Origin of the sequence: Robinsoniella sp. RHS, from assembly GCF_001029355.1 — a bacterium.
GTDB classification, from domain to species: Bacteria; Bacillota; Clostridia; order Lachnospirales; family Lachnospiraceae; genus Robinsoniella; species Robinsoniella peoriensis.
The window spans coordinates 73,613-97,574 of sequence record NZ_JNGB01000016.1 but is presented as its reverse complement, the minus strand read 5'-3'; the positions used below and the strand labels follow the sequence as shown (position 1 = coordinate 97,574).

Sequence of the window (23,962 nt, the reverse complement as noted above, 5' to 3'; positions counted from 1 at the left end):
AATATAAAACAGAAAGGTTAACATTATGAGAAAAAATAGAGAAACATATTCCTATGGTATTATTGGGCTTGGAAGATTTGGGACGGCACTTGCCAAAACACTTGCAGAGGCAGGAGAAGAGGTTATCGTAATTGATAATACGGAAAGTAAAGTAAAAGAGCTGAGACAATTTACGGAAAATGCCTTTGTGGCGGAGACGCTTACCAAAGAAGTTCTGGAAGAAATCGGAATACAAAATTGTGATACGGTGGTAGTCTGCATAGGTGAGAAAATTGATACCAGTATTCTGACGACCCTGAATGTGGTAAGCCTGGGAGTACCCAGAGTCATTGCAAAGGCGATCAGCCCGGATCAGGGAGCTGTCCTTGAAAAAATAGGGGCACAGGTAGTATATCCGGAAAGTGATATGGCTGTGCGTCTGGCAAACAGGCTCCTGGCAAACAGTGTTTTAGATTACATTTCTTTAAATAATAATGTGGAAATTACAGAAATTAAATTATCCGGCTCCCTGGTGGACAAAAGTATCCTTGAAGCAGATCTTCGCCAGAAATATGGGCTGAATATCATTGCAATTGAGAGAGAGAATAAAACAGACATTGAGATAAACCCCAATTACCGTTTTTCGGAGGGAGACATTATTGTTGTAGTAGGGAAAAAAGATAATGTACAGAAATTTGAAGATTCATTGAATTAAAAGGATTGACATTCCACCGCGCAGGAAGGTTTACAATGAGTGTAACAGGGAGGCGGAACATGTATAAGATAAGTGAATTTTCTAAAATCACCCGGTTAACGGTGAAAGCGCTTCGTTATTATGACGAAGCGGGTATCTTAAAACCATCCCACAGAGCCGAAAACGGTTACCGTTATTACAGTGAGGTAGATTTTAAGAAAGCAGAACTGATTCAGTTTCTGCGAAATTTGAGTTTTGGTATTGCGGAAGTGAAGGATATTATGGAAAATTGCAGAAGTACAGAAGATATATCCTATTATCTGGAAGAAAAGCAGGATATGATCCGCAGGCAGATTCAAAAAGAAAAGGAACTTATCCGCCGGATGGACCGCTATTTGAAACCCAAAGACGCGGAGGTGGAATCTATGGAATATAAAATTGAGATCAAAAGTTTCCCTGCTGTCACAGCGGCATCGATAAGATTTAAGGGAAGGTATCAGGATATGGGCAAGTATATGGCTGAGATTTACAGGGAAATCAAGGGAAAAGGAGCCGGCGAACCATTTTGCTGTTACCATGACGATGATTTTAAAGAAGAAGCAGATATTGAGATCTGTGTGCCTGCAAAAGGTCTGACAGAGGGAAAGAATATCAGATCCAAACAGCTGCCGGCTGTAAATAAGGCAATCTGTACCATACACACAGGGAGTTATGAAGGACTTCACAGAGCATACAAGGCATTGCTCGACTATGCCAGGGAGAAGGGTTATACTTGTAGTACGCCTTCCAGAGAAGTGTATCATAAGGGACCTGGAATGATCTTTAAGGGAAATCCGAATAAATATGTCACAGAGATCATCATTCCGGTGGAATATTCGGAATAGAAATCCGGGATTTCCGGAAAAATGAAAGCCCGTTACCGCATCAGGGGATTGCGAAAGCAGCCGCCCGGGTGCGGTATTTTTATGAAATGGAGTATATTTGCTTTAAAAAGTATAGCGCACTTAAAGCAGGAAGAGCAGGACAATTGCCAATACAGTCTGCATGGTGCCAACCAGTCCCCCATACAGCATTGATTTTGGGCCTTCATCCAAAAGATCCTGGAATTTCACCCGCATACCAATAGCTGCCAGGGCTATGATTTCAAACTGTCCGCTTATCAATTTTGCAGCTTTTATCATCGGAAGGGGTACTATGCCTATACTGCTTATAATACTGAAAATGAAAAATCCAATGATAAACCAGGGAATCCCGCAGGAAATTCTTGTACTTTGCGTGCTCTTCCAGGGTTTCTTTATAAAGAGCTTTTCCCCATCAGCAGTGTTCATTTTGGAAAAAACCAACGCCACCACAACCAGGAATACAATTCTGATAATCTTAAATATGGTTGCCATCTGTACCACGTCATCATTGATAAATTTAGCGGATGCAATAACCTGGCCAATGGATTGCAGCACTCCGCCAATCATACCGGAAGCATGAATTGTCTCATTATGGTATAAAATGCCTGTGATGACCGGAAGAATTACCATCAGAAAAGTGCCGGTAATATTTACAATCGTAATGGAAATCCCTTTATCTTTGGCATCTGCGTCAATCACCGGAGAAATTGTTCCAATGGCGGAGGAACCGCAGACTGCATTTCCGGCGCACATCAACAGACAGAATTTTTTGCGAAAGCCCAGCCGTTTGCCGATGAGGTAGGTCCCGGTAATGGTAAGGGACATTTGCAGTGCAATAAAAATTATGCCGGAGATACCTACACCAAGGATATCGGACAGATGAAGTGTCAGCCCGGTGAGTACAATGGAATACTCCAAAAGCATAGATTCAGAGAATTTACATCCTTTATTCAGGGATTTCCTGTTTAAAAAGGTATTGCCGCAAAGAATGCCGATGCCGATGGCAAACAGGGCAGAGCCCACAGCAGGTACAAATGAACTGATTATCTGAGCGATACATGAGATAATCAGGCAGACGATGAATCCTGGAATCAAATTTTTCAGTGGTTCCGCAAATTTTTTCAAAACATTCACTCCTTTATACTATTTTTCAATTCCTGTTGATTTTACCATCATTTGGTTATAAAATAAAATTATTAAATTTTATAAAACTATAATATATATTTATATTAAGGAGACGTATGTTAGATTTTAGAATAAAAACTTTTCTTGAATTATGCAGATTAAAAAATTATACAAAGACGGCACATTCCCTGCATATCACCCAGCCGGCAGTTACCCAGCATATTCAATATCTGGAACGGGAATACGGGATGAATTTTTTTGACCATGAAGCAAGAGAACTTACACTTACGCCAAAAGGACAGATATTCTATTGGTCGGCACTGACAATGGAGGCGAACAGCCGGAAAATTCATGAGTTAATGCAGCAGCCTGTTGCAGCCGCCAGGTATTTCAGGTTTGGAGCTACCCTGAGTATTGGGGAGTATCTGATGCCGCCTATTTTAGCCGCGTATCTAAAAGAGTATCCCCAAAACAGATTGTCCATGCTGGTTGAAAATACAGCGGCACTGCTGAAAAAACTGGATGGAGGTGAAATAGATTTTGCAGTTGTAGAAGGACGGTTTGACAAGAATGCCTACAGTCACGTGCTTCTGGCAAACGAAAAGTTTATTGCAGTGTGTGCCGCTGATTTTCCCATACAGGAAGAAATGCTGATGGATGATATCACGAAGTATCCGCTGATTATAAGGGAAAAAGGTTCGGGAACGAGATGGATTCTGGAGGATATACTGGCTGAACACAATCTGAGCATCGGGCAGTTTGAAAAGCTGAGTGAAATGGGGAATTTTGCAGTCATCAAACATCTGGTACAGGAAAAGCTGGGATTGACATTTGCCTACGAATCTGTGGTGAGAAGAGAAATCAGAGAAGGAAAATTAAAAAAGGTAACGATACAAAACTTCCAGGCGGCACGTGAATTTAACTTTGTATATCTAAAAGATAGTATTTTTGAAAAGGAATACCTGGAATTTTACCGGTATTGTATGACTGGTGTGGGTTTACTCCTTGGGGAGGGCACGTGGAGCCTCATGAATCCATAGAGGGGTGTGCCATCCGGGAAGTAAAAGAAGAAACCGGTCATATTTCCTTTGCACCGGGGTGCCGTGAACGTTTTGACCAGTTGTTTTAAAGAGGGAATTGTTGAAAAGTTAAAAGTTTGGCAAGTGCTGATTATTTTTCTCCAATGACACATAACCACCCATGTTTGGGATGTTTACGGACGCGAATTTTTGAAAAACCAGCTTCCAGCATCGCTTTTTTCAAACCAAGTGCAGAAGGAATATGCATTTTCAAAAGCTTTGTCACTTCCGAATATTTGTCAGGATCATCGTCTACAGACTGTACCATTTCACATATAATTGCCAATCTGCCGCCGGGCTTTAAAACCCGGAGTACTTCTTTTAAGTCAGAATGAATGTCCGGCCAGAAATAAATGGTTTCAATAGCGGTTACCAGGTCGAAAACATGATCCCGAAATGGCAGGTTGGAGACACTGGCTTTTAAAATATCTGCCCTTCCATTTGCAATAAAATGGCTGTTTTCTTTTAGTGCACGTTCGATACAAAGAGGAGAGTAGTCTACACCGTAGACTTTTCCCTGAGGAATTAACTTCAAAAGGCGACGTACTGCTTTTCCGCCTCCGCATCCAATATCCAGCGCTTTGCAGTCCGGCTCTGGATCCAGCTGGTAAAGTGCCCATTTTGTCAGGCGGGCATGTCCTAAATTCATTTTATGAATCATCAGACTGCCCCATGTCCCTTCCGGGCGGCGGGCATTTTTTGTGAGATTTTTTATCATATTCGATGGCTCCTTTTCCGGAGTATTATTCCAATACGTTTCATGCATTTTTCAAATACTCTCTTGTGTAAAAGTTCGTACAATCCATTATAAAGCGGGCAGGGGAGTGTGTCAACTCTTGGTCAATCAAAAAAAATGCCAGAAATTTCAGGGTTTGTTTTGTCCAATTTGCACAAACAAAAAAGTAAATATAGTTTGAAAATGATGGAAAATCAATTTTATTTATGCACTTTTTATATGTATATTGACTTAAAAGGAAGTTTCGTATAGAATGTCAACATATCAGGACAAACGAAAGAAAATAAGAAGAAATGGAGAGGTTAATTATGAAAATGAAAAGAGCTTTAGCATGGTTATTGGCGGGGACTATGGTTGCTGGTTTGACGGGGTGCGGCGGCAGTTCGGACAGCAAAAGTACGGAGGTGTCAAAAGATGGCACCCGGGAAGAAACACAGGCGGGTTCCGGGGAAGCTTCCGGAGACCAGATTACCTTACGTATGGCATGGTGGGGATCACAAAGCCGACATGATGCCACCAATAAGGTAATTGAGATGTATGAGGAACAGAATCCAAATGTAAAAATTGAAGCGGAATTCTATGATTTTGACAGCTATTTTACAAAGCTGGATACTTTAGTGGCTGCTGATGATGTATGGGATATTTTCCAGCTGGGAGGCAATTTCCCCAAATACGAAAATAACATAGAGATGCTTGGCAGTTATATCGATAATGGGACAATTGATGTAAAGGATACCACGGAGTCATTTTTGAAAACAACCCAGAATAATAACGGGGATCAGGTAGGTATCTCTATTGGAACAAATACATATGGAATCGCATATGATCCTGCTGTTTTTGAAGAGGCCGGATTGACAGAACCATCCGATGACTGGACCTGGGAGGAGTGGAAGCAGGACTGTCTTACAATCACAGAAAAGCTGGGGATTTTTGGTACTTCCAAAATGGATAACTTTATTGCCGGGGTGACCCAGAGAGTGTCTCAGACAGAAAAAGATGCCAATTTCTTCAATAAAGAAGGAAATGGGCTTGCCTGGTCAGACGCAAAGCCGATGGCAGATTATCTCTCTATGATAAAAGAACTGACCGATGCAGGATCATATCCCGATGCAGGAGCAATTAAAGAAATAAAGGATATTGAAAATGATTATCTGGTTACGGGAGATGCAGGTATGACCTGGGTTGCGTCCAACCAGATCAATTCCATTATCAATGCTGCGGGAAGAGAAATCAAGATTGCACCGGTTCCCCGTATTACAAAAGACGGCGCTTACGGTATGATTGTTCAATCCTCACAGATGCTTTCTATTTCAAAAAACTCCAAACAGAAAGAAGAAGCAGCAAAATTTGTAAATTACTTTGTAAATGATTTAGAAGCAAATAAAGTGTTAAACGGAGAGCGCGGTGTTCCTATCATGTCTAAGGTAAGAGAGGAAGTAAAAGCGCAGGCGGATGACGCAAATAAGGTGATTTATGACTTTGTTGATAAAATTGGTAAATTCCCTTTGGAGGACAGTAATGTAATCAGTCCGGAACCCAAGACAGAAATTGAAGACCAGGATAAGCTGTTAGTAGAAAAAGTGCAGTATGGAGAATTAACACCGGAGGAAGCGGCACAGAAATTAGTAGAATTTGCCCAAAGCAAATTTAATTAAAATTGCTGACATCCATGGAAGAAAAGGAGAATGGATATGGAAAAGAAACAAAGCAGTAAATTTCAGAAGTTTATACATAACAATAATACGGCAGGTTATCTGTTTTCACTGCCATTTATCGTTGGATTCCTGGGATTTACCCTGATTCCAATATTAGTATCCATGTACTATTCGGTAACAGATTACAAATTAGGGCAGGATGCTTCTTTTATTGGTATGCAGAATTATTTAAGTCTGCTGACGGACGAGCGATTTATGAATTCGATGAAAGTGACCGTTATTTACGTTGTGATTTCCGTTCCCGTAAAATTGGCATTTGCCCTTCTGGTTGCATATCTGTTGACAAAGAAGAGAAAAGGCGTTACTTTTTACCGATCTTTATATTATGTTCCCTCATTGATCGGCGGCAGTATTGCAGTAGCCCTGGTATGGAAGACAATCTTCTCTACCAGAGGCCTTGCCAATGCTATTCTCACCGGAATAGGCATGAAGAAGATTTCCTGGCTTGGAGATCCAAATGCGGCAATGGGAATTCTTATTGCTATGGCTGCATGGCAGTTTGGTTCCTCTATGATTATTTTTGCAGCAGGGCTAAAGGAAATTCCCGGAAGTTATTACGAAGCGGCAGATATTGACGGAGCAAATAAATTTCAGCGGTTCTTCAAGATCACCCTGCCATGTCTGTCCCCTATTATTTTATATAATCTGGTAATGCAGACAATATCAGCATTTATGTCTTTTACCCAGGCATTTGTAATTACCCAGGGCGGACCAAACGATGCAACGAATTTCTACGCGTTATATGTATATAAACATGCGTTCCAGTATTCCAATATGGGTTATGCCAGCGCTATGTCCTGGATTATGCTGGTTCTGATCAGTGTCGTTACACTTGTGATATTTAAATCGTCAAAATTCTGGGTATTCTCGGAATCAGACCAATAGGATGAAGGAGGATAAGCTGACATGGGAATGAAAACAAAACATCGCTTTGGCACTTTCTTCTACCATCTGTTTGTATGCGGATTTGGGCTGATTATGATTTATCCGGTACTCTGGATGATCAGTGGTGCTTTTAAGAATAACATGGAAATTTTAAATGGCGGGCTGAAACTTTTGCCCCCTAACTGGAGATTTGAGAATTTTACAAATGGATGGTCCGGGTTTGGAGGAATATCTTTTGGGAGATTTTTTGCAAATTCGTTTATTGTAGCTGGTATCTCTACGGCGGCGACCGTATTTAGTTCGGCATGTGTCGCTTATGCATTTGCCAGAATCAAATTCAAGGGAAGCAAGATCTGGTTTACTGCCATGATTTGTACCATGATGCTGCCTGCTCAGATTATTCTGGTGCCGCAGTATATTATATACAACAGGCTTGGCTGGGTGGGAACTTTTTTGCCTCTGATTCTGCCCCATTTCTTCGGACAGGCATTCTTCATCTATCAGATGATGCAGTTTGCAAAAGGGATTCCAAGAGAACTGGATGAAGCAGCAACCATAGACGGATGCAGCAAATATTCCATTTTTACCAGGATCATTTTCCCGCTGCTAAAGCCATCTATTGTAACAACGGTAATCATTCAGTTTTACTGGAAATGGGATGACTTTATGGCACCTATGATTTATCTGAATAAACCTAAGATGTATACGGCATCCATCGCAATTAAACAGTTTGCAGATGCTTCCTCTACAACGGATTACGGTGCGATGTTCGCAATGTCCACCTGTTCCCTGATTCCTGTATTTTTCATTTTCCTGGTTTTTAACAAATATCTGGTGGAAGGAATCAGTACCAGCGGATTGAAAGGATAGAATGCTATGATTGACAGACAGTTGCTGCTGAGCAGGCACAATCCCCATCTTGTTTGTGCCAGTATAGAGTCACCGTTAACGGTGGGAAACGGAGAATTTGCGTTTACCGTGGATGTAACCGGGCTGCAGACTTTTTACGGGGAGCAAAAGGAAGCCCATGTACCACTTTGCACTATGAGCCAATGGGGATGGCATACCGCACCGGCAGGAGAAAACAGAGACATTTATTTTAAGCCCTCCCAGGTAGTAAAAACAAAATACAAAAATGGAGACAGGATAGTCAGCTATGCATCTGACTGTCAGCCGGGAAATGAAGAAATCTATCATTGGCTGCGTGAAAATCCCCATCGACTTAATTTATGCAGGCTGACTTTTCTGTGGAATGGGGAAGAGATACCTTCATCGGATATTACAAATGTGGATCAGACGTTGTCCTTGTATGAAGGAATTATAACAAGCAGATTTACCATCTGTGGATACCCGGCAGAGGTGAAGACTATCTGTGCCGGAGAATGGGATGTACTTGGAATTCAAGTGGATTCAGAAGCATTGAAGACAGGGGAGCTCACCGTGGGGATCATGTTTCCTTATGGCAGCAGTGATATTACGGCATCCGACTGGGAACATGGGCAGTGGCATCAAACCAGGAGAGCGGATGGGGATTGTACGGATTTAAAAGGAATGGTACATATTCACCGGATACTGGACAGAGATCAGTATCATGTGATGTTAAACAGGGAGAGTGAGTCTGCACTGGCAACGGATAACAGTCATTGCATAAACCTTAGAAATTATGGCAGGATACTGACTTTTACCATAGGATTTTCGGCTGGTAAACAGGTGCAGATACCGGATTATGAACAGGTGAAAAGCAGCAGCCGCAGGGAATGGAAGAAGTTCTGGGATATCTGTGGAATGATCGATCTCCACCGGTCAAAGGATAAGAGAGCCCTTGAACTGGAGCGCAGGATCATTCTTTCCCAATATCTGCTGAAGCTGCAATCCTGTGGGTCCATGCCTCCCCAGGAAACGGGGCTGACCTGCAACAGCTGGTACGGAAAGTTCCATCTGGAAATGTACCCCTGGCATTGCGCCTGGTTACCGCTTTGGAATCAGGGAGATCGTTTAGAAAAGAGCCTGGACTGGTACCGGAAGCATCTTCAGATAGCAAAAGAGAATGCAGCTGGGAATGGTTACCGGGGGGCAAGGTGGCCGAAGATGGTAGCTTATGATGGGGTAGACAGTCCTTCTTTTATAGCAGTGCTGCTGATCTGGCAGCAGCCCCATATTATCTATATGCTGGAACTGGTTTATCAAAATGGCGGCGGGCAGAAACTGCTGGAGGAGTACTGGGAGGTGGTGAAAGAAACAGCAGACTTTATGTGTGACTTTACCATTTGGAACGAGATGACCGGATATTATGACCTGCCGTCACCGCTGATTCCTGCCCAGGAGGAACATGATCCCCGGACAACGAAAAATCCCACCTTTGAATTAGAATACTGGCATTTTACCCTGCATATTGCTGCCAGGTGGGCAGAACGTCTGGGAAAAGAGTCGGAAAACTGGATCTATACTGCAGAACATATGGCACCGTCATCAGTGAAAGCGGGGGCTTATCTGGCATGTGAGACCTGTCCTGCCACCTTTGAAGAGTGGGGGCGTGACCATCCGTCCATGACCGGAGCATATGGTCTGATTCCCGGAGACCGTATTCTTAAGAACCGGATGAAAGCAACTTTAAAGAAAGTCTTTGACTGCTGGGACTTTACCACAATGTGGGGCTGGGACTTTGCTATGATGGCAATGACTGCCATAAGGCTGAACGATCCGGAAACTGCAATTGATATTCTGCTGAAAGACTCTCCCAAGAATTCATATGTAATTAGCGGAAACAACTATCAGGCGGGACGGACGGATCTTCCTCTGTATCTGCCGGGAAATGGTTCCCTTCTGCTGGCTGCGGCTATGATGACTGCCGGTTATGCAGGATGCAGGAAAACATTGCCCGGATTTCCAGAGAATGGAATGTGGGAAGTGGAATACGAAAATATACATCCTTTTCCGTATTAATTTTTTTGTTCTAACAGGGAAATCATGGAATAAATTGTATCAGGATTCCATAATTTCCGCACCAAAGGATTTTGGACGGGTCAGTGCAATGCTTTTATTGAATTGCTTCCGGTATTTCAGGGGTGAAGTTTCGGTATGCTTACGAAAGATCTTTTCAAAATAGGTGATGCTTTCATAGCCCAGCCGTTCTGCAATCTCCGTGATACTTAAATCCGTTTCCGCGAGCAGAATCCGCGCCTGCTGTATGCGGTTTACATTGATATATTCATTGACCGTATAGCCGGTTATTTCCTTGAAAATTCTGCTTAAATAGCTTTTGCTCATATAAAAATGATCGGCTATATGGGCAAGTGAACAGGCGGAATCATAATTTGCGGTAATAAAGGAGGCCACTTCCGACACCTTCTGATGAGTAGCTGAAGTGGAAAGTGCAGTGGTTGGAGCAGATGAAACACTGTTTGACCAATGGCGCATGGCAAAGAACAAAAGTCTGGCAAGCTTTGTCATCGTCATCATCCGGTATCCGGGATCACAGGTATACATTTCGTCTGCGATTCCATCCAGGAGGGATAGGACATATTTCTGCCGGGGAACATCCAGCTGCAGTACCCCCTGGTTTTTTCGGAAAAACTCAGCCAGAGAAAGTTCCCCTGTAGAAGCAAGAAATGTAGAAAAAGGCTCATCCAGAAATTCGATCACAATACGTTCATGGTAGGAGTCGCCGTACTGACCGGTCTTGTGGATCTGGTTGCGGTTTATGAAGACCAGGCTTCCCTTTTTAATGTGGTAAGTTTGTTTTTCTATAAAATAGTAGCGCTCACCTGCCACCAGATAATAGATCTCATATTCATCATGGGTGTGTTTGGATGGCATGGTAAATTCGTAATCTCGTACGACCCGGTCAATCATAATACCGTCGATACTTTCACTATACAGGACTTTGCGCATATTTGTCTCCTTTGTATGAATAATCTAGTACTCTATCGTTACTGTCCGGATGTACTAGATATAGAATATATAAAACATTATATTATATTTTGTCGTAATGTCCAGTAGTTCATAAAGCTGCAGGTATCGGGTACGCATTGAAAACAGTAATTAATTTAAAGAAAGCAGGTAATCGCATGAAGTATAATCACGACAAAGCATCAGATGTACAAATAACTTATATCGGGGGAGGTTCCAGAGGATGGGCATGGACATTTATGACGGATCTGGCTATGGAACCCCGCATGAGTGGTACCATCCGCTTATATGATATCGACAAAGAGGCTGCAAAAGCAAATGAAGTCATTGGAAATCATGTAAGTGAACGCAGCGAAGCGGTGGGAAAATGGGAATATAAAACTTATGACAGCCTGCAGGCAGCACTGTCAGGTGCAGATTTTATTGTGATTTCCATTTTACCGGGGACTTTTGAAGAAATGGCAGCAGATGTGCATTTGCCCGAAAGACTTGGAATTTACCAGTCAGTAGGTGATACGGCAGGTCCGGGAGGAATGATCCGTGCACTGCGGACGATTCCCATGTTTGTTGAAATCGCAAAAGCAATCCGTGACCATGCGCCAAATGCCTGGGTAATAAACTATACCAATCCAATGTCTCTGTGTGTAAAAACCCTGTACAAGGTCTTCCCCGGGATAAAGGCTTTTGGATGCTGTCATGAAGTATTTGGCACCCAGAAAGTATTAAAAGGCATTTTAGAAGATACTTATGGATTGGAAGAGGTCAACCGCAGAGATATACAGGTGAATGTTCTGGGTATTAACCATTTTACGTGGTTTGACTATGCATCTTATAAAGGAATGGACTTGTTCCCGGTGTATCGGGATTATATAGAGAAGCACTTTGAAGAAGGGTATGAGGAAAGAGATACCAATTGGGCAAATGTATGTTTTGCATGCTCACACCGTGTGAAGTTTGACCTGTTTCGAAGGTATGGTCTGATTGCAGCAGCAGGAGACCGTCATCTGGCAGAGTTTATGCCGGGAAATGAGTACCTGAAAGATCCAGATTCAGTAGAAGAATGGAAATTCGGACTGACAACAGTTGAGTGGAGAAAAGAAGACCTGAAAAATCGTCTGGACAAAAGTAAAAAACTGCTGACACAGGAAGAAGAAGTGGAATTAAGGCCTACCGGAGAAGAAGGGATTCTTTTGATAAAAGCATTATGCGGGCTTGAACGGGTTATCAGTAATGTGAATATTCCAAACAGCTTTGGACAGATTCCCAATCTTCCGCTGGGTGCAGTGGTAGAAACAAATGCAGTGTTTGAACGGGATGCCATCCGCCCGGTTGTAGCAGGCGGGATACCGGATTCCGTAAAAACCCTGATTATGCCGCATATTGAAAATCATGAATATATCATGGAGGCAGCCATGAACTGCAGTAAAGAAGCTGTTGTAAAAGCATTTCTCAATGATCCGGCATTTACAGGTAAAAACTGCAGTGAAGATGATATTCGCTCTTTAGCCAATGATATGATTGCTGCAACGATGGGTTATCTTCCAGGTGGGTGGAAATAACAGAATAATTAAGAAAGGCGGTCCCATTATCTGATATGATACCTCTTAAGCAGACAAGGTAATAACCAAAATCTACTTAGGAGGTATTTTCATGGGGAAATAGGGAATTAGTTATTATGAAACACTTTTGGAAGACTTCTTACAGGGCTTTTTCATTTTAAATTTTAATTTTAATTTTTCCGGGCGGTCTGGATTCTTTGGAAACCAGCCTTTGGCAACCCGCTCTTCCTGTTCTTTTAATTCTACGATGCTCCAAAAACAGGTGAAGCTTAAGATACTGAACAGGGAAGAGAACATGGTGTTTTCAATATTAACGGTAAGGACTAAGCAAAGAACTCCGGCAAGCAGGAAGAGTGGCCAGATTTTACTGGAGAAGTAGTATTCTCCTTTGATGACGATGGGATGAAACACGCCAATGGTCAAAAATGCAAATAAACCAATCAGTAAACCTTCAAAATACATAAGTTTGTTTCCTTTCTTATTATGAGAATTAATGCTGTCTTTGATACCAGCACATACATTCCTGAACTCGGGTTCCATATTCCTGATTCGCTGCGAACAGGTAGCTGAGCACGCATTTCTGGATATTTTCAGAAGTGGTATACAATTCGGAAGCAATGTTGTCAACCAGATGGTCACGTGCTTCCTGACAAAGAGAAAGATAACGTTCCCCAGCCTGGGTGAAATTGTCTTCTTTTAGAATTTCAGAGCGTTCAATGGAGCCGGAGATACATTCCCCGGTGCCGCTGGAAACCAATTGTCCTGGTGTCCATTTTTCTTCATGATTGACCGGAACATCCCTGAAATCCGGACCAATTCTTCTTCGCTGTGCATCCCAGTAGATAAAGGAACGTCCCTGCAGCATCTTATCTGCAGAAAGCTGGATTCCATCAATCAGGTTAGAAGGGGAAAAGGCAGCTTTTTCTACCTGCTGCTGATAATTATCCACATTGCGGTCTAAGGTGAGGCATCCTATCCTTGTAAGAGGAAATTGTTCCTGATTCCAGACTTTTGTGTCATCTAAAGGATCAAATGTGAGGCTGCAGGCTTCGTCCACATTCATGAACTGAACGCAGAGTTCATACTGGTAGGTTTCACCCCCGGCCAGGGTATTGTATAATTCCTCCCCGGCAATATTGGGATTTTCGCCAGCCAGTTTTGCTGCTTCTTCCCGGGTTAAAGTACATTCCTGACAGGATGGTATCCAATGGTATTTTACATAACGCCGAACTCCTTTTTCATTCTCCCAGACGTAAGTATTGACGCCGTATGTACGCATACAACGAAAACTTGCCAGCGTCCCCAGATCTGAATACAGAAGGGTTACAAAATGAGTCGATTCCGGAGTTTCCGCCACGAAATTCCAAAATGCCTGTGCATTTGGAATGTTGTTTACCGGTGATGGTGACAGGGATTTGATGGCAGCCGGGAACTTCATGGCATCTCTTACTAAGAAAACAGGAATATGGTTGCAGAGAAGATCAAAAACGCCGCAGTCTGTATAGAATTTGGTGGAAAATCCCCTTACATTCCGGGCGGTGTCCGGGGTTCCTTTTGTACTCACGGCAAAAGAAAACCGTGAAAAGGTGTAGGTTACCTGACCTGGTTTCTGTAAAAAGGATGCTTTGGTATAAGGGCGCATAGACTGATAGGCCGTAAAGTATCCAAATGCTCCATAGCCTTTCGTATGTACAGCTCTTTCTATGATTTTTTCATGGACAAAGGTCTCAAGAGTTTCATGCAAAATGGTGTCCTGTAAAAGTACGGGGCCGCCTGGACCAACTGTCTGAGCGTGTTCAACCATGTTATGATTCCGGCATTTTTGGGAAGGGGAATGGGAATCCTGGGTGCATCGGTTCTGACCCATATTGCATCGGTTAGGCTGAGAACCGTATTGATAGTGATGTGGCATGGGAAGTCTCCTTTTTAAATATCGCTTTTTTATTATATGGTAATTTATATAAAATGCAGCTTGGACATTGAAAAGGCATTCATTTTTTTATGAAAGTCTTGTAAAGAATGAAGCAGCATTGTAAAATAAATGCATATAATTGGAATATTTGATTTCAGGAAGGATAAAATAATATGTATATAAGATTATTAGAACCAAAATTTAGTGTGTGCAAGCTTAAGGCAGGGGCAAAGATCCCATATGACGAAGAATTTGTATTTACAGGGAAAACGGACGAAGAATTGTCCCTGGTCTGCCCGGAAAATATGGTTCCGGACCAATTTTTAGAGCGGGAAGACGGATGGAGGGGATTTCGGATAGAAGGGGTGCTGGATTTCTCCATGATTGGAGTTATTGCCAAGCTATCGAAACTGCTGGCGGAACATGAAGTGGGGATTTTTGTAATATCCACCTTTAATACAGACTACGTTTTTGTAAAAGAAGAAAATTGGATAAAAACAGTTGCGACTTTAAAAACAAATGGATACGGGATACGATAAGCAGGAAATGGAAGAGATAAAAATCTTCCATTTTTTTGTTTTGTGACTTGGTCACGGTAAATGAGAATTAGAACCATTATAATGATATTAAGATAATGATCTTGCGGCGAAACCGATGGAAACCAGTTTTTGCCGGAGTCAAAAATGATCAGAATAGAGGTAATGATAATATGGGTAAAAAAACAGTGATTATTGGCGGGGTTGCAGGTGGAGCCACCACTGCGGCACGCCTTAGAAGACGCGACGAATCAATGGAAATAGTTGTATTTGAAAAAGGGGGCTATATTTCTTATGCAAACTGCGGTCTACCTTATTATATCGGAGATGTAATCAAAAGCCGCGATGCACTGCTTTTACAGACACCCCAGGGAATGAAAAAGAAATTCAATATAGATGTCCGTATTTACAGCGAAGTTATAAAAATACAACCGGATCGCAAATGTGTTACGGTACAGAATCTTGAGACAAATGAAACTTATGAAGAAGTATATGATAATCTGGTTATAGCAACAGGGTCATCCCCGCTAAAGCCGCCGATTAAAGGGATTGACGGAGAAGGAATCTATACACTGTGGACCGTACCGGATACCGATAAAATAAAGGCATTTGCAGAGGAAAAACATCCCCAAAGAGCAGCAGTCATCGGCGGAGGATTCATCGGTCTTGAGATGGCTGAAAACTTGCACCGGGCAGGAATTGAGGTAACTATTATCGAGATGCAGGATCAGGTGATGGCGCCAATTGACAAAGAAATGGCGCATCTGCTCCATGAAAACATGCAGATGAACGGTGTGGAAGTGATATTGGGTGATGGGGTTTCCAGCTTTGAAGACCGGTTAGGTACAACACAGATTACCTTGGGAAGCGGGAAAGTAGTAACGGCAGATCTTGTAATTTTATCCATTGGAGTACGCCCAAACAGTATCCTGGCTAAGGAAGCCGGGCTTCAGTTAAATGAACGGGGCGGCATTGTGGTAGATGAATACTTAAGAACCTCAAATCCGGATATCTATGCGGTAGGAGATGTGATTCAGGTTGAAAATTTCGTATTAAAGAATCCTGCAATGGTTCCTCTTGCAGGACCTGCAAATAAGCAGGCAAGGATATGTGCTGATAATATAGCCGGGGATAAAAAGAAATATCATGGTTCCCAGGGAACCTCCGTTGCACAGGTCTTTGACCTGACTGCTGCAGCAGTGGGAGTAAATGAAAAGACCCTGAAGAAAATGGGCAGGGTAAAGGGCGAAGATTATGAGACGGTCTTGATTAACCAGAAGTCCCATGCCGGTTATTATCCCGGTGCAGTCCCTCTTACATTAAAAATGCTGTTTGACATGGAAGGTAAAATTTTAGGGGCGCAGATTGTGGGTCAGGACGGTGTAGATAAAAGAATCGATACATTAGCAGTCACCATGCGTTTAAATGGAACCATATATGATCTGGAAGAGTTGGAACTTTCTTATGCTCCGCCTTATTCCTCAGCAAAAGATCCGGTTAATATGCTGGGATTTACAGCCCACAATGTACTGGATCACATGGTTTCCTTTATCGGATGGGATGAAATGGATGAACTTCAGGAGCCGGGGGAAGAAAATACGGCTTTTACAATCCTGGATGTCACCGAGGAGATGGAACGTCTGGTATATCAGATTCCCGGGTCTTATCATATTCCGCTTGGAGAACTTCGGGGAAGAATGGGAGAATTGGAGAAAACCCGGATGATCATCGTATACTGTGCCGTAGGAGTCAGGTCTTACAACGGAGCCAGGATACTGATGCAAAATGGATTTGAAAACGTAAAGGTATTGTCCGGAGGTACTGGTTTCTATAAATCAATGCATTATGAGGACAGGGAAGACGAGGAGGATTCAGAAGAAATGGTAAAGGATGATATAAAAGCAGCGCAGGTAAAAGCAGAATCCGTTCCAGCACAAAAAGAAATGAAAATTCTGGATTGCTGCGGGCTTCAGTGTCCGGGGCCTATTATGAAAGTAAATGAAACCCTGGGAGAAATGGAAGAGAATCAGATCCTGCAGGTTTCTGCAACGGATATGGGATTTGTCAGAGACATTGAAGCATGGTGTAAAAGAACAGGAAATACATTTGTTAATTCAGAGCGGAAAGACAGAGAGAACCTTGTCTATATCAAAAAAGGAACCAATGTGTGCCAGGGAGTTTCCCAGGCAGATGCTGTAAGCCTTCCACAGGGTAAGACTTTAATTGTATTCAGCGGAGATCTGGATAAAGTGCTGGCTTCCTTTATCATTGCAAATGGAGCAGCAGCAATGGGCAGGCCGGTGACCATGTTCTTTACCTTCTGGGGATTGAATGCACTGCGTAAAACAGAAAAACAGTCTGTCAGGAAACCATTCATTGAAAAAATGTTCGGTGCTATGATGCCAAGAGGAACCAGGAGATTAAAACTGTCCAGGATGAATATGGCTGGTATGGGAACGAAAATGATGAAGAAAGTAATGAAGGATAAAAATGTAGAATCACTGGAAGAATTAATGCAGCATGCCATGGCAAGCGGGATTAAACTGGTGGCATGCACCATGTCAATGGATGTTATGGGAATAACCAGAGAAGAGCTGATAGACGGTGTGGAAATGGCAGGTGTGGCGTCGTATCTTGGGGACGCGGAAGAGGCTAATGTGAATTTGTTTATATAGGCATTATGTGGAGAGATAACCTTTTAAAGTAATCAAGATGTTCCATGTTTCTCCTGCAATTTTAAAAAATTTTGACATTTTCCGAAAATAATACTATAATAACTGTCGGAAATTCAACAGGAGGAACATATGGCTAAAAAAAGACATTTAAAGAAGAAAAATAAGATGATGACAGCTAATGTCATTGAAAATGAAACAAGAGAAGATGCGAAAGAAGTTACAAAAGAAGTAATTCCAGAGGCAGCATCAGTGCAAACAGCGCAGGCTGAAGTGGTTCAAAATGAAGAAAGTGTAATATCTGTTCAGAAAACAGCAGAAACTGATTCTATGACAACGGGCACGGCAGCTAAAAAACGGGCATCGAAGAAAACGAATTTTTACGTGCAGTTTCGTGATGCAGAATATAATGAACAGGATATCATTGCCCAGGTGAAAAAGATCTGGAAGGATGCCGGCAATCGTATTGCGGATTTGAAGACAATGGATGTATATGTTAAGCCGGAAGAAAAAATGGTATATTATACAATTAATGAAGAACTGAGTGCATCATTCGCACTGTAAAAAACAGGTGGACCCAAAACGTAAATGTTTTGGGTCCACCTGTTTTTAGATGAATTACAGAAGTTCTTTTAATCTTTTCTTATCCAGCAGCCGGATACCGCCTCTTGATAATTCCACAAATCCTTCTGAGGAAAAGTACTTTAGCATACGGGAAACGACTTCTCTGGCACTTCCTGTATATTTTGCAATTTGCTCGTGAGTCATTTTGATTATATCTGACTTTGTACGGCTGCATTCGTCCAGCAGGAAGATTGCCAGACGCTTGTCAAAACTCATAAATAAGATCTGCTGCATCGCCCACATAACATCAGAGAAACGTTCGGTTGCCAGTTTATATGCGTAGGCTTCCACATGTATATTTTCTTCCATAAGCCTGGAGACAGCAGAAGAGTTAATCTGGAGTATTTCACAGTCCCTGGCAGCGTCAATATATACATCAAAGGTAATGGTATGAAGAACGCAGGAAGCGGATAAGATACAGACTTCACCTGCACCCAGCCGGTATAGTGTCACTTCTTTTCCGGTTTCCGAAAGTAAATAAGTTCTCATTTCACCGCTTTTAATGATGAGCATGCCGATACAGTCATTTTCTCCAAGGTGTATATGGCTGTCTCTGGAATAGCTGGCAGAGAATACATTTTGAGCAAGAGTTGTCTTCTGTGGTGTGCTTAAATGATTCCAAAAGGGCAGGTATTTTTCTAAAAGCATGAAATTCTGTTCCAAATGTTCCATATTAACTCCTTTACAATCTAAATCTCACGCTGGAAAGCAATACGTTTTGAGCCGTCCTCCAGAAAAATGATCCCGCAGCGGACAAAACCGTTTTTCTTTAAAGCTTTCTGCATGGGAAGATTATCGTCGTGGGTATCAATTTTAAGGTTGCCGCACTGCTGAAAACACCACTGAAAGCAAAAAGAAGCGACTCCTTTTGTGCCTGCAGCGGATGTAATGCGGTGAATAACGCCATAAGGCTTCTCGTTTAACCAGCGGCCGTCAAAGATTTCCCGGTAAGAAAGATCTTCTCCTACTTTAAAATAAAAGGTTCCCGCGATTTTGCCGTTTTCTATGCACACATAACTGCTGCCATCTGCAATGTCTGAACTGACAAGTTCAATGGATGGATAGTTATTTCCCCATTGGGAGGGGTTGCCGTTTTTCGCCATAAAGTCTCTGGCATCTGCATATAACTGCAGTAATGTATCTAAATCACCGGGTGTACTTTTTCTTATTTCCATTTTTAAAATCCTTCCTGTAATAAAATTAAAAATCTATTAAGCAGATTGTGAATAGAACCTGTAATATTATACTTTTATTCTATCCTAAGAAATACAAAAGAACAAGCCGGAGTTTAGATAATAAATTATATTCCAGTAAAACTACAACACTTTACATAGGGTATAATTTAATATTTTGTGAAGTTATTGCAAATAATGAATAATAAAATGTCATATAGCATACCACAGATTTCGGTATTTTATGTAAATATTGATCTTTTTTTGAAAATAAATGGGATTCTTGTCATTGCCGTATGCAGAAATCTGCGGTAAAATGGAGACATGCTTAAGAGCATGTTTGTAAATTGCACTGAAGACTAAAAAGAAGGGACACCTGTTATGTGGCAGCAAATCATAGATTATTTTACAAATAACATGGATACTTATCTGACGGCAGTAGGGGAACATGTATTAATCAGCCTGCTTTCACTGTCAATCGCGCTGGCAGTGGGCATACCTGCAGGCATATATTGTGCACATACGAAGAGATTTCGCAAGTGGATTACCGCGTTTTTTAATGTGCTCCGTATAGTACCAAGCTTTGCCGTTTTAATATTATTAATCCCCATTATGGGAACCGGAATGAGTCCTGCTATGACGGCGCTGGTAATACTGGCAATTCCGCCTATACTTATGAATACCAATGCAGGATTTGAAAGCACACCCGAATTTATGCTGGAAACAGCCAGGGGTCTTGGCATGACAGACAAGCAGATTTTTAAAAAAGTACGGATACCTCTTGCACTGCCGTATATCCTGATTGGAACAAAGACAGCATTAGTAGAAATTATTGCCAGTGCAACACTGGCTGCATATATTGGCGGTGGCGGATTGGGGACAATTATTTTTACCGGTCTTGGATTAAACAGGACTGATTTATTATTGATTGGTGGAATTTCGGTAGCACTGTTATCCCTTTTTTCCGGTTTTCTGGTGTCAGCAGCAGAAAAGTGGATTGTCAGATACCGCTAAAAGGGTGGATATCACCAGATTGAATACGATAACAAAATAACAATACAGAAACAAAATAACAATACAGAAACAGAATAACAATACAGAAACAGAATAGTCAAGGAGAATGAAAATGAAAAAAGGTAATAAAGTTTTGAAGAAAGCATTAGCAATTTTTATAGCTGCATCCCTTATGGTTGGGATTGCCGGCTGTGGCAATAGTAAAAGTGAGGAAAAGAGCATTAAAGTGGGGTCAAAAGATCTTACGGAGAACCTGATCGTAGCTGAAGTTTATGCCCTGGCATTAGAAGATGCCGGTTTTTCGGTAGAGAGAGTCATGGATATAGCGGGTTCTGTTGTTCATACATCTATAATGAATGGAGAAATTGATTTGTATCCGGAATATACAGGTACCGGTTTGATCTCTATCTTAAAAATGGATCCTATGACAGATGCACAGCAGGTGTATGACACGGTTAAAGAAGAATACGAAAAGCAATATAAATTGATTTGGCTGGATTATTCCCAGGCAAATGACGGACAGGGTCTGGTTATCCGAACAGATATAGCAGAAAAATATGGAATTAAAACCATATCAGATCTCCAGAAAATTGCATCGGAGCTTCGTTTTGCATCCCAGGGTGAATTTGATCAGAGAGAAGACGGGATGCTGGGCCTGGAAAAGCTCTATGGGCCATTTGATTGGAAATCATCAAAAGTGTATGACGGAGGACTGAAGTATTCTGTACTGGAAAATGATGAGGCAGATGCAGCACCGGCATATACAACAGAAGGCCAGCTGGTAAAAGATGAATTTACCCTTCTGGAAGATGATAAGAAGCTCTGGCCTCCATATAACTTAGCTCCGGTTGTACGGGAAACGGTGTTGAACACTTATCCGGAAATAGCGGACATCTTAAATAAGATCAGTGCTACTCTGGATACGAAGACCGTTACAAAATTAAATGCGGAAGCAGATGTGGAAAAACGGGAATATGAAGAAGTGGCAAAGGAATATTACGACAGTATAAAATAATGCAGTCAGCGGAGGCATTTGAGTGAAGAAAGCAATCGAATTTATAAATGTAAGTAAAAAATTTGACAATACCGGATATTTTGCAGTGAATGATGTAAGCTGTGAAATCGGACAGGGTGAGTTCATAACGATATTGGGCTCTTCCGGTTGTGGGAAAACGACTTTATTAAAGATGGTCAACCGTCTTTATGAACCGGATAAAGGTTCTGTCAAAATCTTTGGAGAGGATATCAGCTCCAAAGATCCGGTTCTTCTTAGAAGAGAGATCGGTTATGTCATCCAGCAGGTTGGCCTTTTCCCACACATGAACATTGGGGAAAATATTGCCACGGTTCCAAGGCTTCTGAAATGGCCGGAGGAAAAGATAAATGAAAGGGTTCAGGAATTGCTGGAAATGGTGGGATTGTCTTATTCGGAATATGGTAAAAGATACCCTTCTCAGCTCTCGGGTGGACAGCAGCAAAGAGCAGGACTTGCAAGAGCCCTGTGCGCAGATCCAAGGATCATGCTGATGGATGAACCTTTTGGAGCCATCGACGCCATTAACCGTATGAATCTTCAGGAGGAACTGCAAAAAATTCACAGGGAATCCAAAAAGACGTTTCTCTTTGTAACACATGACATTAATGAGGCATTTAAACTTGGCAGCCGGGTAATTATTATGAACGAAGGAAAGATCAGACAGTTTGATAAGCCAGAGAATATCGTCAGGAATCCATCAGATGAATTTGTAAAATCCCTGATCGATTCAACACGTAAACAGGAACAATTCTGGGAGGCATTTACATGATCACATATCTGGTAAAATACCATGATAAGTTATTAAAGGCATTGGCAGAACATATTGAAATCGTTATAATCACGCTGCTTTTATCTGTGATACTGGCATCAGTGTTAACAATATTATCGATGTATTTCCAGTGGATATCAAAAATCTTAATCGGATTTTTTTCTATGATTTATTCCATACCAAGCCTTGCCCTGTTTGCAATTTTAATACCGGTAACGGGACTGGGCAGGAATACTGCAATTATAGTACTGGTCATGTATAATCAGTATCTGCTGCTGCGCAATTTTATAGATGGGCTGAATCAGGTGGATGCATCCGTGATAGAAGCTGCAACAGGAATGGGAATGAGCCGGATGCAGATTCTGGTTAAGGTTCGGATACCGCTGTCCCTGCGGCCCTTGTTTACGGGGATACATCTCGCTGTTGTTTCAACCATTGGAATCGCTACGATCGCAGCAACGATCAATGCAGGAGGACTGGGCAGTATTCTGCTTGACGGACTGCGGACCTTGAATGTAAACAAGATTTTATGGGGAAGTATTCTGTCGGCAGGGCTGGCAATTATTGTAAATGCAGGATTAAGCAGGCTGGAGAAACACATGGCAAAAAGATAAAGGAAAGTGCTGGGTGTAACGCTTAAAATGGGCAGTGATAATGACCGTGTATGGATTCATATTTGCATGAAACTGTTCGCTGTAGCGCTAAAACAGCAATGAAATGGTAGCTATTTATCATTGGATGCTTTATAATAAATGCAAATATGCATTTTAGAAAGGATGGTGTGCGACCAATGTTGGAATTACCGGAAAGCCAGGTAATGGCAGATCAGCTAAACAGAACCATAAAAGGAAAAACAATAAAAAGCGTTACTGCAAATCAATCACCACATAAATTCACCTTTTATTTTGGAGATCCCCAGAAATATGACAGCCTGCTTTCCGGCAGGCAGGTGGGAGAAGCTTATGCGCTGGCGGGGCAGGTGGAAATAGCACTTGGTGATGCCAGACTGCTGTTTACAGACGGAGCAAATATCCGCTATTTAAAAGAGGGGGAGAAACCGCCTGTGAAGCATCAGTTCTATTCTGAATTTACAGATGGTACAGCGCTGGTCACTACAGTGCAGATGTATGGAGGTATCCATGTATTCCTGGAAGGTCAGAATGATAATCCCTATTATCTGGTGGCAAAAGAAAAACCGACTCCCTATATGGAAGAATTTAACCGGGCATATTTTGAAACCTTATATGAAAGTGTAAAGCAAAATATAAGCGTGAAAGCATTCCTGGCAACTGAACAGCGCATCCCCGGTTTGGGGAACGGAGTATTGCAGGATATTCTTTTTCATGCAGGAATTCATCCAAAGGTAAAAATTGAAAATATCGATGAAACAAAACGGGATATTCTTTTTAAAAGTCTGAAGAAGACTTTGTTGGAAATGAAAGAAAAGGGAGGCAGGGATACGGAAAAGAATCTTTTTGGAATTTACGGCGGTTATCAGACTTATCTCTCAAAGAAGACACTGGAAGAGCCATGTCCAAAGTGCGGCGGCTGGATTTCCAGACAGGCATATCTGGGAGGAAATATATATTTTTGCCCAAAGTGTCAGCCGTTGGATGGAAGGTAGCAGAAGACACAAAAGAAGAA

24 protein-coding genes are annotated in these 23,962 nt (G+C 41.9%); 17 read left to right on the top strand and 7 right to left on the bottom strand.

From position 1 onward, the window contains the following. Window positions 1-25: 25 nt before the first annotated feature. Both RHS_RS08870 and RHS_RS08865 read left to right on the top strand, forming a co-directional pair. Window positions 26-694 (top strand): TrkA family potassium uptake protein, encoded by a 669-nt coding sequence (locus RHS_RS08870; RefSeq protein ID WP_027296891.1) that lies wholly within the window; start codon window positions 26-28, stop codon window positions 692-694. Between the two features lie 59 nt (window positions 695-753). Further along, the gene (locus RHS_RS08865; RefSeq protein WP_047832976.1) at window positions 754-1,557 is read left to right on the top strand and encodes a GyrI-like domain-containing protein; all 804 of its coding nucleotides are present in this window, start codon (window positions 754-756) and stop codon (window positions 1,555-1,557) included. A gap of 120 nt (window positions 1,558-1,677) precedes the next feature. Here RHS_RS08865 and RHS_RS08860 read toward each other — a convergent pair whose 3' ends face one another. Beyond that, complete coding sequence (locus RHS_RS08860) at window positions 1,678-2,700, bottom strand: putative sulfate exporter family transporter (RefSeq protein WP_047832975.1); 1,023 nt, start codon at window positions 2,698-2,700, stop codon at window positions 1,678-1,680. A 116-nt stretch (window positions 2,701-2,816) separates the two neighbouring features. On the opposite strand from RHS_RS08860, the gene RHS_RS08855 reads away from it, so the two are divergent. Both RHS_RS08855 and RHS_RS30655 read left to right on the top strand, forming a co-directional pair. After that, window positions 2,817-3,740: a LysR family transcriptional regulator gene (locus RHS_RS08855; RefSeq protein ID WP_044296623.1), complete on the top strand. Its 924-nt coding sequence runs from the start codon at window positions 2,817-2,819 to the stop codon at window positions 3,738-3,740. Beyond that, window positions 3,719-3,829, top strand: coding sequence for an NUDIX domain-containing protein (locus tag RHS_RS30655; protein WP_377139686.1), 111 nt, complete (start codon window positions 3,719-3,721; stop codon window positions 3,827-3,829). Before RHS_RS08855 ends, RHS_RS30655 begins: the two co-directional genes overlap by 22 nt. Before the next feature lie 41 nt (window positions 3,830-3,870). Here the strand turns inward: RHS_RS30655 and RHS_RS08850 are convergent, their stop codons facing one another. Then, entirely contained in the window at window positions 3,871-4,497 is a 627-nt protein-coding gene (locus RHS_RS08850) for a class I SAM-dependent methyltransferase (protein ID WP_044296622.1), read from the bottom strand. Between the two features lie 326 nt (window positions 4,498-4,823). Between RHS_RS08850 and RHS_RS08845 the strand changes: the two genes are divergently transcribed. The 4 genes from RHS_RS08845 to RHS_RS08830 are packed head-to-tail and all read left to right on the top strand — an operon-like array spanning window position 4,824 to window position 10,058. After that, entirely contained in the window at window positions 4,824-6,170 is a 1,347-nt protein-coding gene (locus RHS_RS08845; protein ID WP_052430971.1) for an ABC transporter substrate-binding protein, read from the top strand. A 36-nt stretch (window positions 6,171-6,206) separates the two neighbouring features. After that, window positions 6,207-7,115 carry a carbohydrate ABC transporter permease gene (locus RHS_RS08840; protein ID WP_027296896.1) on the top strand — a complete coding sequence of 303 codons (909 nt, stop codon included), beginning with the start codon at window positions 6,207-6,209 and terminating at the stop codon, window positions 7,113-7,115. A 21-nt stretch (window positions 7,116-7,136) separates the two neighbouring features. Further along, on the top strand, window positions 7,137-7,985 hold the full coding sequence (locus tag RHS_RS08835; RefSeq protein ID WP_330373838.1) for a carbohydrate ABC transporter permease: 849 nt from the start codon (window positions 7,137-7,139) through the stop codon (window positions 7,983-7,985). A gap of 6 nt (window positions 7,986-7,991) precedes the next feature. After that, window positions 7,992-10,058 carry a hypothetical protein gene (locus RHS_RS08830; protein ID WP_047832974.1) on the top strand — a complete coding sequence of 689 codons (2,067 nt, stop codon included), beginning with the start codon at window positions 7,992-7,994 and terminating at the stop codon, window positions 10,056-10,058. A gap of 39 nt (window positions 10,059-10,097) precedes the next feature. On the opposite strand, the gene RHS_RS08825 is transcribed toward RHS_RS08830, so the two are convergent. Then, entirely contained in the window at window positions 10,098-11,006 is a 909-nt protein-coding gene (locus RHS_RS08825; RefSeq protein ID WP_047832973.1) for an AraC family transcriptional regulator, read from the bottom strand. Between the two features lie 176 nt (window positions 11,007-11,182). Here RHS_RS08825 and RHS_RS08820 point away from each other — a divergent pair, with 176 nt between their 5' ends. Continuing rightward, entirely contained in the window at window positions 11,183-12,583 is a 1,401-nt protein-coding gene (locus RHS_RS08820) for a glucosidase (RefSeq protein ID WP_047832972.1), read from the top strand. Window positions 12,584-12,697: 114 nt separating this feature from the next. On the opposite strand, the gene RHS_RS08815 is transcribed toward RHS_RS08820, so the two are convergent. Together RHS_RS08815 and RHS_RS08810 are read right to left on the bottom strand one after the other, a co-directional pair. Beyond that, a complete protein-coding gene (locus RHS_RS08815) occupies window positions 12,698-13,045 on the bottom strand; it encodes a DUF4491 family protein (RefSeq protein ID WP_044289784.1) in 348 nt (115 codons plus the stop codon). Window positions 13,046-13,073: 28 nt separating this feature from the next. Beyond that, window positions 13,074-14,495, bottom strand: coding sequence for a catalase (locus RHS_RS08810; protein WP_395021857.1), 1,422 nt, complete (start codon window positions 14,493-14,495; stop codon window positions 13,074-13,076). 173 nt (window positions 14,496-14,668) lie between these two features. On the opposite strand from RHS_RS08810, the gene RHS_RS08805 reads away from it, so the two are divergent. The 3 genes from RHS_RS08805 (at window position 14,669) to RHS_RS08795 (ending at window position 18,267) form a co-directional block, all read left to right on the top strand. Then, window positions 14,669-15,034 (top strand): ACT domain-containing protein, encoded by a 366-nt coding sequence (locus RHS_RS08805; RefSeq protein WP_047832971.1) that lies wholly within the window; start codon window positions 14,669-14,671, stop codon window positions 15,032-15,034. 170 nt (window positions 15,035-15,204) lie between these two features. Next, the gene (locus RHS_RS08800) at window positions 15,205-17,706 is read left to right on the top strand and encodes a CoA-disulfide reductase (protein ID WP_047832970.1); all 2,502 of its coding nucleotides are present in this window, start codon (window positions 15,205-15,207) and stop codon (window positions 17,704-17,706) included. Window positions 17,707-17,835: 129 nt separating this feature from the next. Beyond that, window positions 17,836-18,267 (top strand): DUF6465 family protein, encoded by a 432-nt coding sequence (locus RHS_RS08795; protein WP_027296903.1) that lies wholly within the window; start codon window positions 17,836-17,838, stop codon window positions 18,265-18,267. Window positions 18,268-18,321: 54 nt separating this feature from the next. On the opposite strand, the gene RHS_RS08790 is transcribed toward RHS_RS08795, so the two are convergent. After that, entirely contained in the window at window positions 18,322-18,999 is a 678-nt protein-coding gene (locus RHS_RS08790; RefSeq protein WP_027296904.1) for a Crp/Fnr family transcriptional regulator, read from the bottom strand. 17 nt (window positions 19,000-19,016) lie between these two features. Continuing rightward, window positions 19,017-19,502: a GNAT family N-acetyltransferase gene (locus RHS_RS08785; RefSeq protein ID WP_047832969.1), complete on the bottom strand. Its 486-nt coding sequence runs from the start codon at window positions 19,500-19,502 to the stop codon at window positions 19,017-19,019. 378 nt (window positions 19,503-19,880) lie between these two features. Between RHS_RS08785 and RHS_RS08780 the strand changes: the two genes are divergently transcribed. The 5 genes from RHS_RS08780 (at window position 19,881) to RHS_RS08760 (ending at window position 23,942) form a co-directional block, all read left to right on the top strand. Then, the gene (locus tag RHS_RS08780) at window positions 19,881-20,513 is read left to right on the top strand and encodes an ABC transporter permease subunit (protein WP_047832968.1); all 633 of its coding nucleotides are present in this window, start codon (window positions 19,881-19,883) and stop codon (window positions 20,511-20,513) included. 112 nt (window positions 20,514-20,625) lie between these two features. Then, entirely contained in the window at window positions 20,626-21,528 is a 903-nt protein-coding gene (locus RHS_RS08775; RefSeq protein ID WP_047832967.1) for a glycine betaine ABC transporter substrate-binding protein, read from the top strand. A 22-nt stretch (window positions 21,529-21,550) separates the two neighbouring features. Further along, a complete protein-coding gene (locus RHS_RS08770) occupies window positions 21,551-22,318 on the top strand; it encodes an ABC transporter ATP-binding protein (protein ID WP_027296908.1) in 768 nt (255 codons plus the stop codon). Further along, the gene (locus RHS_RS08765) at window positions 22,315-22,932 is read left to right on the top strand and encodes an ABC transporter permease (protein WP_027296909.1); all 618 of its coding nucleotides are present in this window, start codon (window positions 22,315-22,317) and stop codon (window positions 22,930-22,932) included. The genes RHS_RS08770 and RHS_RS08765 overlap by 4 nt, the downstream gene beginning before the upstream one ends. A gap of 176 nt (window positions 22,933-23,108) precedes the next feature. Continuing rightward, window positions 23,109-23,942, top strand: a complete 834-nt coding sequence (locus RHS_RS08760; RefSeq protein ID WP_027296910.1) for a DNA-formamidopyrimidine glycosylase family protein — start codon at window positions 23,109-23,111, stop codon at window positions 23,940-23,942. The last annotated feature ends 20 nt before the right edge of the window (window positions 23,943-23,962 follow it).